13 protein-coding genes are annotated in these 12,741 nt (G+C 59.3%); 5 read left to right on the plus strand and 8 right to left on the minus strand.

Translation table 11 applies throughout. From position 1 onward, the window contains the following. Positions 1-8: 8 nt before the first annotated feature. Positions 9-1,226 carry a CaiB/BaiF CoA transferase family protein gene (locus EEB12_RS29405; RefSeq protein WP_258537458.1) on the minus strand — a complete coding sequence of 406 codons (1,218 nt, stop codon included), beginning with the start codon at positions 1,224-1,226 and terminating at the stop codon, positions 9-11. Between the two features lie 172 nt (positions 1,227-1,398). Here EEB12_RS29405 and EEB12_RS29410 point away from each other — a divergent pair, with 172 nt between their 5' ends. After that, positions 1,399-2,619 (plus strand): glutamate-cysteine ligase family protein, encoded by a 1,221-nt coding sequence (locus EEB12_RS29410; protein ID WP_258537459.1) that lies wholly within the window; start codon positions 1,399-1,401, stop codon positions 2,617-2,619. A gap of 228 nt (positions 2,620-2,847) precedes the next feature. On the opposite strand, the gene EEB12_RS29415 is transcribed toward EEB12_RS29410, so the two are convergent. Then, positions 2,848-3,399, minus strand: a complete 552-nt coding sequence (locus EEB12_RS29415) for a MarR family winged helix-turn-helix transcriptional regulator (protein ID WP_141489128.1) — start codon at positions 3,397-3,399, stop codon at positions 2,848-2,850. Positions 3,400-3,947: 548 nt separating this feature from the next. Between EEB12_RS29415 and EEB12_RS29420 the strand changes: the two genes are divergently transcribed. From EEB12_RS29420 to EEB12_RS29435, 4 genes are all read left to right on the plus strand, one after another. After that, positions 3,948-4,478 (plus strand): MarR family winged helix-turn-helix transcriptional regulator, encoded by a 531-nt coding sequence (locus EEB12_RS29420; protein WP_141489129.1) that lies wholly within the window; start codon positions 3,948-3,950, stop codon positions 4,476-4,478. Between the two features lie 481 nt (positions 4,479-4,959). Continuing rightward, positions 4,960-5,277 carry a VWA domain-containing protein gene (locus EEB12_RS29425; protein ID WP_141489130.1) on the plus strand — a complete coding sequence of 106 codons (318 nt, stop codon included), beginning with the start codon at positions 4,960-4,962 and terminating at the stop codon, positions 5,275-5,277. 311 nt (positions 5,278-5,588) lie between these two features. Continuing rightward, positions 5,589-5,834 carry a hypothetical protein gene (locus EEB12_RS29430; RefSeq protein ID WP_141489131.1) on the plus strand — a complete coding sequence of 82 codons (246 nt, stop codon included), beginning with the start codon at positions 5,589-5,591 and terminating at the stop codon, positions 5,832-5,834. Between the two features lie 583 nt (positions 5,835-6,417). Continuing rightward, a complete protein-coding gene (locus EEB12_RS29435; RefSeq protein ID WP_141489132.1) occupies positions 6,418-6,813 on the plus strand; it encodes a hypothetical protein in 396 nt (131 codons plus the stop codon). A 100-nt stretch (positions 6,814-6,913) separates the two neighbouring features. Here EEB12_RS29435 and EEB12_RS29440 read toward each other — a convergent pair whose 3' ends face one another. The 6 genes from EEB12_RS29440 to EEB12_RS29465 all read right to left on the minus strand — a co-directional run bounded on the left by EEB12_RS29440 (position 6,914) and on the right by EEB12_RS29465 (position 12,606). Further along, positions 6,914-7,267, minus strand: a complete 354-nt coding sequence (locus EEB12_RS29440; RefSeq protein ID WP_410055718.1) for a hypothetical protein — start codon at positions 7,265-7,267, stop codon at positions 6,914-6,916. 80 nt (positions 7,268-7,347) lie between these two features. Next, complete coding sequence (locus EEB12_RS29445) at positions 7,348-8,703, minus strand: SMODS domain-containing nucleotidyltransferase (RefSeq protein ID WP_141489133.1); 1,356 nt, start codon at positions 8,701-8,703, stop codon at positions 7,348-7,350. Then, on the minus strand, positions 8,703-9,851 hold the full coding sequence (locus EEB12_RS29450) for an SAVED domain-containing protein (RefSeq protein ID WP_141489134.1): 1,149 nt from the start codon (positions 9,849-9,851) through the stop codon (positions 8,703-8,705). Before EEB12_RS29450 ends, EEB12_RS29445 begins: the two co-directional genes overlap by 1 nt. 216 nt (positions 9,852-10,067) lie before the next feature. Beyond that, a complete protein-coding gene (locus tag EEB12_RS29455) occupies positions 10,068-11,072 on the minus strand; it encodes a hypothetical protein (protein WP_141489135.1) in 1,005 nt (334 codons plus the stop codon). A gap of 263 nt (positions 11,073-11,335) precedes the next feature. Continuing rightward, entirely contained in the window at positions 11,336-12,307 is a 972-nt protein-coding gene (locus tag EEB12_RS29460; protein WP_141489136.1) for a DUF2510 domain-containing protein, read from the minus strand. A gap of 47 nt (positions 12,308-12,354) precedes the next feature. Beyond that, entirely contained in the window at positions 12,355-12,606 is a 252-nt protein-coding gene (locus EEB12_RS29465; RefSeq protein ID WP_141489137.1) for a hypothetical protein, read from the minus strand. Between the last annotated feature and the right edge of the window lie 135 nt (positions 12,607-12,741).

The raw sequence follows: 12,741 nt of genomic DNA on the forward strand, positions 1-12,741 counted from the left end.
ACTTCCTTTCAGGCTAGGACGCCGGCGTTGGCGTCCTGTTCGGTTCCGATGACTTTTTCCGCAGCGAGCGAGGCGATTTCGTCGTTGCTATATCCGATTTCCGCAAGAATCTCGGTGTTGTGCTGGCCGAGCAGCGGAGCACCCTTCGGTGCATCCGGAACGGTGCCCAGGAACCTGGCCGCCACTCGTGCCTGCCGTAGGCGCCCCGCGGTGGGGTGCTCCAATTCGACGATGATCTCGGAGGCCTTGACCTGGGGGTGTTCAATGACCTCGGAGCGCTTGAGGATGGGCGCGGCAGGAACGTCGAACTCGTCGAGCAGTGCCAACCACTCGGCAGAGTTCTTGTCGAGCAGTACGGCTTGGATCAGTTCCAATCGTTCATTGATGTGTGCCGACCTGCCGACCGGCGTCGAGAACCGCTCATCCTCGATCCACTCAGGGTGGCCGAGTGCCTTGCACATGCTCTGCCATTCGCCGTTGCTGTTCGTCGCGACGGTGATGTAGCCGTCTGCGGTCTGGTAGATCAGGTCGATGAAGCTGCCGCCCTTTGCCAGCGGTACGGGCTGATCCGGGAAGGTGTAGGCGCCCATATCCGACGCCCACAGGAAGGACAGGACCGCCTCAAGCATCGACAAGCGAATATGCTGCCCCTCGCCGGTGCGTTCGCGAGCGAACAAAGCCGCCGAAAGTGCTTGCGCGGCAACCACTGCGGTCAATTTGTCGGGGAGGATCGTGCGAATGAGGCGGGGGCGTTCCTCGTCGGATCCTGCCTGGACCGTGGTTAGCCCCGTCAGGGCCTGGATCAGCGAATCATAGACCCGCTGGCCGGAGGCCGGCCCGCGTTCACCGAAGCCGCTCATGGAGAGGTAGATGAGTTTCGAGTTGAGCGGAGCGAGGTCGTCGTAGCCGATTCCGAGGCGCTCGACGACGCCTGGCCGGAAGTTCTGAACCACAACGTCTGCCGTGGCCACCAGCTTCTTCAGTACCGCGACGCCCTCGGGAGTCTTCAGGTTGAGAGTCAGGGACCGCTTGGACCTGTTGACATTGACGAACATCGCCGACATGTCGCCGGAGCGGTTGGGTAGCGATCGAACGTGATCCCCCTTGCCTGGCACCTCAACCTTGATGACGTCCGCACCCTGGTCCCCGAGAATGTCTGTGGCCCAGGGGCCCGACATCATCGAGCACAGGTCGACGATTTTGATTCCGGTCATTGGGCCGCTCATGCGTAGCGCCTTTCGCCTGATGGAGAACAGTTTTGGGAGTGTCGATCGACACAAATTGGGGCTTGTTGTGACTTGCTTCACTCAATAGTATGAAGAAACCTCTTGCTCGTCAATTGTTTCGACGTGAAATGTTTTCCAGCTATAGTAATAACGACGAAAGGACCAGGCTGATATGTCCTGTTCTCGCCCCACCCTGACAACCCAGCGGGCATACGAGATCGCACGTGAGGCGTTCGACCCCTCCGGGGACGACCTCGTAGGAGTCGAGGTCGAATGGCCAGTGCACAAGCGCGGCAGCCTCTCTCGGCCGAACTTTGCCGACTTCCTGCCCATTGCGAATCGACCGTTGCCGAACGGTAGCCGGATCACGATCGAACCTGGGGGGCAGATCGAATTGTCCGGCCCACCGCTCGAATCCGCGCCCGCCAGTCTGCGCGCTATCGACGAAGACGCCGCGATTCTTCACCATCGACTCAATGCTCACGGTCTGATCGCGACCAACCTCGCCGTCGACGATCGCAGGCCCCCGCACCGGATACTCGACCTGCCTCGATATCGAGCGATGGAAAATTTCTACGCGCACCGCGGGCGCGAAGGGACCTGGATGATGACGAACACGGCATCCGTCCAGGTCAACGTCAGCCATGACCCCGATGGCCGAAACATGCGGTGGGTCATGGCCAACAAGATCGGGCCCCTGCTCATCGCGGCCTTCGCGAACTCCCCTGGAACTGGACCGGATGGGACGCACTGGCAATCGGTGAGGCAAGCGATCTGGGGTGGCATCGATCCCGGCAGGACGGCACCGGTAACGCTCAGCGGCCAACCCGAAATCGACTGGGCTAGATACGCTCTCGCTGCGAATGTGTTCTACATTCGCGGCAGCGAGCTAGGCACGAGCGTTCCGCCCGGGCTGACCTTCGCCGATTGGATGGCAACAGGGCACCCAGCAGGTTGGCCGACCGAGGACGACCTTCGTTACCACCTGACAACGCTCTTTCCCCCGATTCGCCCCCGTGGCTGGCTCGAATTCAGGATGATCGATGCGTTGGAGCCACAATGCCGGTCCGCCGCGGTCCTTGTGGTCGCAACGGCGATGGACCGACGGCTCTGCGCGGAATTGGACGAAGTGCTCCCGGATACCCGCGACCTCTGGGCGACGGCCGCTCGCGACGGGCTCAACCATCCGGTGCTCCGGGACTCCGCAAAAATCCTGCTCGACGCGGTCGAACTGCACCTACGCCAGCACACAACCGAGGCATCCGCCGCACACACGGTTGGTGAATTCAACGATCGTTACACAAAACTTGGACTCGCCCCCGCGCACCTTCGGGGCGATATCGAAACCGACGCTTTTCGACGGCTCAACGATGTGGTTGTGACGGCGCCTTGACTTAGACCTGCAGCTCACCTGTTCGGGGCGCGTGCGCGGGGAGCGAGGTCTCAATTACGAAACCCGCGTGGCACATGCAGCGCAGCTGTGACGTTTTACCGCGTCCATGCAGACCTTCTCAGGCCAGCTCTGGGCTAGGTGAGGGGTTTTCGATCTGGCGCATTTCACCGGTGACTTATCACCGGTGAAATGCCGCAGAGCGCAGGAGGAATTGGAACGACGCGCAGTTCAATCGGTCTCCAGCCCGTCCTCAGGATCCTCGAACTGAGCCAGAAGCAACTTGAGTAGCCGACGAAGATCGGCCTGGTCGCCGTCATCCAAGGCCTCCAGAAGCCGTGTGTCGTGATCCATGACGTCGGAGACGACCTCATCGACAAGTTGTACGCCTTTCTTCGTCAATTGCACGTCGACGCGACGGCGATCTTTCGGGTGAAAGCTCCGTTTGATCAGTCCGCTGCGTTCGAGCTTGTCGAGACGGTTCGAGATCCCGCCGGGAGTGATCAGTGCAGCCTCTGAGAGGCGTCCAGCCGTCATCCGATACGGTTTCCCGGCGCGCCGAAGCATCGCGAGGACGTCGAGCGTCACTCGGTCGGTGCCCAGCTCGGTCAGCCGTTCGACACGTTCCCGCTCCAAATGTCTTGCAATGCGCCAGATCCTGGTCACGATCCCCACGGAGCTGACGTCCATGTCCGGGCGTTCGCGTGCCCACGCCTGTTCGATCCGGTCGACACCGTCCTCGCGGATCGCATCTGAACCCTCCCGGGAAATCTCAGCAGTCATCTTTTCCTCGCAGCCGCATGGATGCAGTCTACGACGACGAAGAAGTTCACGTCTGAAAAACACGAGCACGCAAGATTTGAGTACTCGAAGCTACCTCCGCAAGGCTGTTTCGAAATACACATTCGTCATCCATGGCGGCGTTTTAGCTCGGACGTCACCCTCCTGTATCGGCACGCTCCGGCGACAGCACGGAAGGCCTACCCGCCGATCCCGCGACGTACCAGGACGACGGCTGTCCCCGTCGAGCAGCTCTCGTACGGTCAGATGTTGTCAGTGTCGGCAAGTGAGGAACACTGTGATGTCGAAAAATATTGCAGCTATCGGTAGTTGGTGAACAAAGCGATCGTGCCGTCTTTGCCGTATGGGACGCGTCCCTCGATTGAGTTGTGATCTGCGAATGATAGGAGTCGGTCGAAAGGCCCTCGGATGCTATGTGATTGGTGGAACGGTTGGAAATATTGTAGGTACACGCTAAAATTTCGCAGAAAACTATTTAGTCAGGAATAGTTCCGGGCTAATTAATTGCAGGGGAAAAGATGGGGCATCGCATGAGTATTGAGGCGCCATCGGAGCTCGCTGGTGACGATGGCATCGATCGTGTGGAGCAGGCATGGGTCCGGGAACGACCCGGCATCGACGTAAGCTCGGTGGGGATTGTGTCGAGGATCTGGCGCATCGCCCGGTATTTGGAGCGTGCACGCAGTCAACGTCTGGCCGAGCTCGGAACCGATCACGCGACACTCGAGGTTCTCGCGGTGCTGCGACGATCGGGAAAGCCGTATCGGATGACGGCCGGGCAACTTACCGAGGCGGCGCTGATCACTCCCGGTGGGATCTCGAATCGACTGGACAGACTTGAGCGGGGAGGAATGCTCAAGCGGAGCTTTCATCCGAAGGATCGCCGCCGTGTGGATGTGCAGTTGACGAGGAAGGGAGTCCAACTTGTCGATGAGGTCGTCTCCGATCTCATGGATCACGAGTCACGGTTGCTCGCGTTGATCGGCGCGACCGACCACGCCGAACTTCGCAGGCTCCTCAAAGTCCTCCTGGCGCAGTTCGAGGATCCGGGAAATGACTGAACAGGGGTGCGGCATTTGCAGGGTGCCAATCGACGCAACATCGACACCCTCGGCGCCGGGACTCGCCGCTGACCGTTGAGATCGGAACAAGAGGCGAGTCTTGGGGTTGACGCCATTTGCCCGAATTGTTGCAGGTAGATCGGCGAAGGCGGCAAGATTGATCGTCTCGATCGGCGCTCGCGCAGGCCGAGAACGAGTTGGGGGGCATGCGATGAGGTGTGGTTTCGACGGAGATACATCTGATCCGCTGTCAGCTGCCCGGCCGGACACGCCCGCCGGAACCGGTAGGCCATTCCGCCGACCGTACCGAAACATTCGACCAGTCCGCTCGTGCGACGAAACCGCGCATATGACATGATCCCGTACCTCACTGCGCAGGTGCATCGACGGCAGTGATGGGATGACGAGAACATGACGTCACGATTACGTCAGCGCCGCGCTCGCTGGCACAACAAATTCGCCCTTTGGGCATCGACGAAATATGGTGGTAGCTCTGCTGAGCCTGCAGGTTGCAGTGGCCACAATCTCGGCGCCGGTCGCGCAGGCTCAAGAATCGACATCCGGACAATCGAGTGTGTTGTTCGTGGTCGACACCTCGGGCTCGATGTCGGGGTCCCCACTCTCGCAGGCGAAAGAGGCGCTGTGCGCCGGGATCGACGCGCTCGCTCCCGGCCAGGCCGCCGGGCTCCGTAGTTTCAGCGGCAGCTGCGGTGACGGTTGCCGGTTGCTTGTGCCTGTCGCCACCGACAACAAAGACCAACTCAATGCCGCAACAACGCAACTCCGCAGACGGCGGTAGCCCCACCCCTGACGCTCTACGGGCAGCAGCGCGTGACCTCCCGGCCAAGTGGTGACCGCACCATCGTGTTGATCAGCGACGGACAGAGCAGTTGCGGAACCTTTGTACGGTTGCCCAGGAGATCAAAAACGATCTTGGGGTCGATTTCGGAGTCCATGCCGTCGGCTTCAACGCCCCGACCAATGCCGAGAGCGAACTGAGCTGCATCGCCAGTGCCACCGGGGGCAGTACTCCACCGCCACCAATACCGACGAGCTCGCCACAGCCATCTCGGCGGCAGTGGAAAGGCTAACCCCGCCGAGTGCGATGACGTGTACTTCGTCGGCGTCAGCGGCTCCGGCGAAGAACAGGACAACACGCTCGAACAGTACGAGTCCTCGACATTCGAGCCTGTCTACACCAAAGATTCCGGACCCAACGCACGCACCACGGAATGGGAGAACGAGACGACGGAGGTTCCGGTGCGAGTCGAGTACGACGAGGGCCTGATCTGGGTGCAGGCCACCGCAGCTCCGACATCGGCGCGGGCCGTACCGCTGTCTGACGTTGGGCTGTGAACACCACCAACCGAGGGCGAGTCGCCCGCAAGAGAGGGCCAATTCGATGACCACACCTGACCTGACCGGCATCAACGTCGCATTGATCGACGACCACGACGTAGTGCACGAGGGCCTCGCGTCCTAGTGCGCCGGAGCTACCCCGCCGATCGAGGTCGCCGGACGATACCTGCGCCCGACAGAATTTCTGCGAGATCGAGCCGGGGGCAGGGTATGTGCATCGACGCGGTGGTGTTGGATCTGCAGTTCGGGGACGGATCGCCGCTGCCCGCCTTGGACATGGTGGGCACTCTCACCGACGCTGAACGGTCCTTGGCCGGCAGATGTCGCAGCACTCGTCGCGAGAATGTTGGGATACGGATTCTTCACCACTCGGAAAATTGCCCAAGGGTATAGGCCCAACAACAGCCTTCCCACCAGCGAAGAACTAGACGCCTACCGATCGCAACTCCACGGAGAACACCTGCACAAGCCCTGGCCTCGCTACGTCTGGTCCCATCGAGGTACCGATGTCCTTCCTGACCACTTCTTACCGACTCCGCCGAAGGGGGTCGGCAATGCACCCCAATCGGGCCCATTACATGTGATCTGGCTGAGGGAAGATTCCCAGCTCATCGCCGATTTGGTCGAGGGCCGAGGCCTCGATAGTAAGCAGGAAGCCGCGATCAGAGAGGGCCGGGACAAAATCGACCGGCAGATCAAGACGTTCAAGGGTGCAGACGCTCAAGTCGCAGTGCACACCATCGACTGCGAATCGGTCGGACCGGGACCAGACGAGCGGCGCGGCCCGCGATGGCAACGCTCGTTCAGACTGGCGCGAGAAGCCGTCGAGCGGGTTCTCGGAGACGAATACAAGGACATCATCGAACCCCACCTGGCCAAGATGGCAGTCAAGCAGAACCCTGACCCTATCGAGAAATGTTTGATCGCTATCGAGAAATGTTTGATCGATTGGCTCGGCAAAGACTCCCTGAATTGATTGTCAGAGCTGTCCGTCAACGAAACAGGTTGCAGCCCAGCTGGTTATCCGAATTGCATTTTCGTGGTCTGGGGGATGGCAGTGATGAGTATCGACGTATCTACGGCTCGAAAAAGTTCGAGGCGAAGGAGAGGCTTTCGGGGAGCGCTGCCCGCATTGTCTCGATATGACCGGTCGGATATGTGCGGAATGTGACTGGCTGGCGGTTGGCGGCGAGTTTCAAAGCCAGCGGTGCCGGCATCATCTCGTCCGTTAGCCCTTGCCCAAGGAACACTTGCCGGTCGTACCCGGTCGTCGGGATCTCCAGCATGCCGCGAGCAGCAGCCAACACCGCGGGATCGTCGAGGGGCCGGTTCACCAGATCACCGATCGCGGTGCCTCGTGGTGTCAGGTAGCGATCGATGTCGAGATCGGGTCGGGCTGCCCGGAGTCTGGCCAAGAGGAGGTCGGGCATCCACCGAAGCAAGACCAGACCGGCGTCGGCACCCACAACAGCGTGGACAAATCCGGGTCTCCGGACTCGCCGGTGATTCGCTACTCGATGACGACCTCGTGATGGTCACTGGCGACGACGATGCCGCTAACGACGATGTAGACCTCGATGAAGTGTCTACCTGGATAGAGCGTTCGTTCGACCCGGCGGTGCTGATCGCGATTCGGTGCGATGAGCTCGCCGCGAAGCTGGCCGATGGCCTCCGCTACCTCGCCGTGGTTGCGGACCTTCCAAATCACCTCGTATGGCTTCGGGGCGTCCGTTCGCACTCGAAACTCCAACTGGAGTCCGCGGCGGAGCTTCCTTCCAGAACGGATGGTCTTGGCTAGGGCTCCGTAGAGCTCGGACGTTTTGCCTACGATTGTGGCGGTGTAGCGCGGCGAGAATACGAACCCCTTCTCTTCGATGAACTGCTCATTTGGAGCGCGCACTACCAGCGCTTTGTTGTTCATGTTGCGCCCGGAAGCCAGGATCGCGGACTTTGCCAGAGTGACATCCGAGGCTATGAACTCGGGTCCGAAGAGTTTTTGCCACGCTTTGATCGAGAGCTCTTCGTCCTCTTCGCTATGCGCTTCACGAGCCCACTCCGCGTATCTCTTGATCTGGGATTTGAAGTTGGTGTACTTCTCCTCAGTCCAACGGTGATTGAACGAGGTTCCTGGGCAACTCGGATCATCGAGCAGCGGCATTGTGGGGTAGAGGTCGAGATAGGTGTCCAGATCGTTGAGGATCGCGACGAAGGTAGAAGGGATGTCGCTGTAACGGGCGGCAAGGTCGTATGGCTGAATCCGCCCACCGACGAGCGTCGTGAGAATTACGGACTTGCAGTCGAACGTGTTTTTGTAGTCTCGCAGGTACTTCAATAGGCGGAGTACTTTGCGTAGGTTTCCTCCGGTAAGGTCGTCCCGTTCTTTCATCCACTCAGTGAAACCCGCTGGATTGGTATCTTCGAACGTAGCGTCGGCGTAATTCACGATGACCTCACGACCGTTCGCGAGGGTAAGATGAGGCACGACATCGACATGGCACTCGTTGGCGTAGTCGATCCTCACACAGCGGTTCTTCTTCTTGACCTTCGGTGCGTAGGTGGTGTGCCGCTTGAACGCCGCCCGGAGCTCGCGCAAGTATGCTCCAGGATCTTCAGACCAGTCGTCGTTTTCTTCGAGGTGGAGCAGAAAGTCTGCGTCGAATTGGTCGTAAGGGCCGACCGGGTTGATGATCGTCTCGTGGGCCCATGAGCCTTGGCGAATGTGCTCCTTGTACATCGGGCCGACGATCGAGTCTTTCTGCAGGGCATTGACGATGGCCTGCACGTGAGAGTCGAGTTGTGTCAGCTTCCATGGTTTCAGATTCACAGTGCTTTCGAGGAATGCCTCGAAATGCGCGTTGGTGCTCATCAGACCTCCAATGCCTTCTCGTAGCCGTGTTCAGTCCGGTCGTAGAGCGCCACGACAGGACGCAGAGCACGGGCCTTCAGGGATCGACCGAAAGTCACGCCCGCGGAGATGGGCAGCCCACCGAAGACATGAACAATGGTTGCTTCTTCATGATCAGCCTCGAGCATCGAAAAAAATTTGCGAATCTCTTTCTCGAACTCGACGAGCGTTTCGGGATGGTCGATCACCCCTTCGTGGGCGAGAGGACCGTTCGCACGCAATGTGTAGGTTGTCAAGCCCCGCAACTCTTTTGGAAGTTGCGCCGGTGAGGTTGTGCCCGAAAGGTTGGTGATTAGAGAGATGCCCGCGCAACCCGCGTCGCCCATAGTCGTGAGTTCGGTGGAGAACGTCGTCGGGGTGCCAGCGGCTGGCCATACCCACTCGTTGCCGGGACGGTGTAGCTGGTAGGTGTCGGTATCGATACCGTCGTCCAAGGCCACACCTAGGTAGACGAGCAGCGGGAGGCGCGCAATCGCGAATACACTCAAATGACTGATTTGGCCGCGCTCGATCGCGTCCGCCAGTCGATTCTTGATAGCGAGATCGATCTTCTTGGCCGCCATCGTATAGTAGCCGTTTGTCGGCTGACCTTCTTCCGGCAGAGCCGTAAGGTCTATATCGAACCCGCGACCACTGCCGCTGTCGTCCATACGGGGGAACCGGTGGCCGCAGTGGATGATCGCCGTGGTCGCTGCGTCCGCGTCGACCACCATTGCGCTGTCCCGTAAGTAACCGTGGACTCGGAGCATGACGGTTCGTCGGTCGGAGACCAAACCAGTCAGATGAAGGATCTCGTCTTCATGCGCCTTCTTGAGCTCACGAAGGAGATCAACAGTCATCGTCTCAGCGACAATCTGCTTGTCAATCTCATTGTGACAGTTGGCACATGCAAGCATCAGGTTGTTGTGGGTGTCCCGCCGATCCTCGGAGAATGACGCATCCGCCCGCGGCGCATTTTCTCCGCTCGAATGTGCAACGATATGGGCTGCTTCGCCCAATGGCACGAACTTCGCGGTGAGTTTGCCCTCAAGGAGATATGCCTTGCATAGGCTGCATCGCCCGCCAGCTCTTACCCACAATATGCGCCGATCAAGATCGCCAATGCTCACCAAATCACTTCCTGTCTCACATTCCAGGAGAATCTACAGGTCCAGTCCGACACGCGAAGTCGGGCCCCGCGCGCCCGCAATGCCGGCGAGCAGGGACCATCATGATCATCTAGACATCGCGGCGCGGCCCCGTGCTCGGAACTCGGCCATATCGAGGTCGTGTTCACCATCCCCCACGTAATCGAGTGCGCCAGCCACCGCGACGGCCTTACCTCGTTAATCGTCTGCAGCGGTATACATCTCGTCCAAGGACAGCATTAGCCCTGTAGCAACCATCACTGCGATGATCGCATTGCCAGGTGTGTAGTGATCGGGGTGAGCTTGGTGGATTGTTACGTGGCGCGAGAGAGCATGGGGTCGAGGCTTTCCGCTCTTCACATTCCAGTCAGTCATCAGATTGACTACCGGGGCGACCCCGAACGCGTACTTCATATTGTTTGCCGAAATGTCGTCGCGGTCACCAAGATGGCATTGATTCTTCGCTTTGCTATGGGAACTGTTGATGTGGGCGCTGATGAGCGTGTCACAGACGTTAATCGCCAAGGCTTGCGTCGGGCGCGTGTGTCCGTCCCTGAGTGAAGCAACAGCGTCACTGATCAATTCCCGTTGTGGGTCCACCTGTTTATGTACAGATGGCTTGAGTGCTTCCAAACAGTCTTCGAGAATTTCGGCTGTTCGATTTACCAGGATGTCCACGCGTGATTGTCTGTCGTCGGCTGCGACGAGTTCGGTGAAAATGTCTGCCCTTGGGACGTAGACGAGCGGAATCCCTTCATTTTGAATGATATCGCGCACGAACTCGAGATGGGGTAGCTCGTCGGGCCAGTTGGGTGGAAGCCGCTTTGCCAGGTCGGCAAGGACCCGATCGAGCCAGGGGGTCTTGAAATCGTTGGGCGGCCAATTTGCGATATCAGGAAGCCTGAAATCTAAGCTTGGATACTTGAAGTCCAGTACAGGCGCGATCTTCATGATGTCAGGAATGGGTACGCCGATCTTGTACGCGTCCGGGAGGTGTGCACCAACCTTGTACGAGTCCGGGAGACTGATCTTCGGCATGGTGAAGACACTACGAAGCTGGTCGAACGCAGCTGATTGATCCCGTTGCCACTGGGCAGTTGGACTTTCCACGAATTGCCCGTGAGCACCTTGGGCTATCTTTGCCATTCCGGTGGCTTCGCGCATCATCCGTAGGAAATCGTCGTTGAAAAAAGACCGGGTCACGACGCAACCCTAGCCTTGAATATCCCCGGGCTCGGGTGCCCACAGACGACGAACTCCGGCACCACTTCGACGAAACGGCCCTGCGCGAACCGGCGAAACTCGACTACGTGGGGCACGGTATCTCAGTGTCAGTGGGTTTCGACGAATTTGCAATTCCAGGGAACCATTTCCATCCGCAGCAGGTAGCACGAGACCGGTTTTGCTGCGCGTGCAGGCGCGCACGGAATGACTGTCGCGTCGTGGGGTTTCTAGTCAGCTAGGCATCAGTTTCCGCCGGTGACGTTTCGGTTGATAACGCTAATCATGATGCAGTCAGATACGGCAGAGCCGTATTGATCGCCTGCGTTGATGTCGAGCAGTTGCCGTCCATCTGGGAAGGCGGTGCGTCGTCGAGCATCACTTGAGAGCGAGAAGATCATGCCGTCGCTCTGCGCCCAGACATCGGCGCTTGATACCCGGTCGCCAGCCGAGTTCATGATATTCGCTCCGATGTACGCGACATCTTTGCGTCCGTAGACCATGAACACGACTTTGAGGTGCTGATCGGCCTCGATGAATGATGCATCGATCTGATCGATTACTGATCGTGCCGGCACCTTGCACGTGCTCGGAGGTGGTTTCGATGTCTGAGCGGCGACAGGCAAAGTGATCGTCGTAGTTGGCGCAACGGTTGTGGTGACAGGTGCTACCTTCGATTCGGTGATCTGAGCAGTGAAAATGATGCCGGATCGTTTTGCGGTACAAGTGAATTCGTACCGGACTTTGTCCGAACCTGATGACGTATCGATCGCTCCGGTCACTGTGACGTTGTCGCCAGACTGTAAAGACTGAAACGCGAATACGGATGGATCGATCGAAGGGTTCCACTTGTCGATGATGGCTTGGTCGCACGCTGCGCGGGCCGCCTTCTTGTCAGCCACAGAATCTGTTGGGGCAGTTGTTTGTGCCGCTCTTGATGTGGTGGTCTCGGCAGCCGCCGTTTCTTTGTCGTCACCACCGTTGCCGACCAAGGCATAGCCGAGGAATCCGACGATCACGACGCCTGCGATTCCGGCTGCGATGAGGTTGGTTCGCTTCCGCTTCTGTGCCGCTTCGGGCGTCTCAGGTGATGGTGGCTCGGACTGTGGTGCAGCTTCGGGCATCGGCTGAGTCGCGGATGTCCACTGCTGTCCGTCCCAGTAGCGGAGTTGATTGTTGCCTTCGGGGTCCGGATGCCAGCCAGCAGGATTCGTCATGGGAAGCCTTTCAGTTGGTCCACGGCGAGCGTCGCCGCAGTTCTGTGTCAATGTTTAGCGGCGCGTGCTGCTTTGGGGTCGGTCTGGCGCGTGCTGCTTTGGGGTCGGTCTGTTGTGGTCCACGTTGTGAGTGCGGCCCGCTCGTCGACGGAGGGGCGTCGCAGCGTGCCGGCTTCGGGATCGGCGAACGCGAGTTGGGTGGTGGCGGTGATCGCAGGCTTCGAGTCCGGGGAGGCGTGTGCGGAGCGCACCTCGTAGCGGAGGGTGGCATCGACGACGCGGAGCTTCTCGATCCACATCGTACCGCGATGTCGGACTACCGGACGACGACATTCGAGGTGTAGGTGTGGGCGGTGGTGGTCATCGGTGGAATCTCCTCGGCTGGTGGTGAGGTCGTCATTGTCGCAAGGCGAATCGACTTCTGGTGGGGTTGA

Origin of the sequence: Rhodococcus sp. WS1, from assembly GCF_003797745.1 — a bacterium.
Lineage (GTDB): Bacteria > Actinomycetota > Actinomycetes > Mycobacteriales > Mycobacteriaceae > Rhodococcus_F > Rhodococcus_F erythropolis.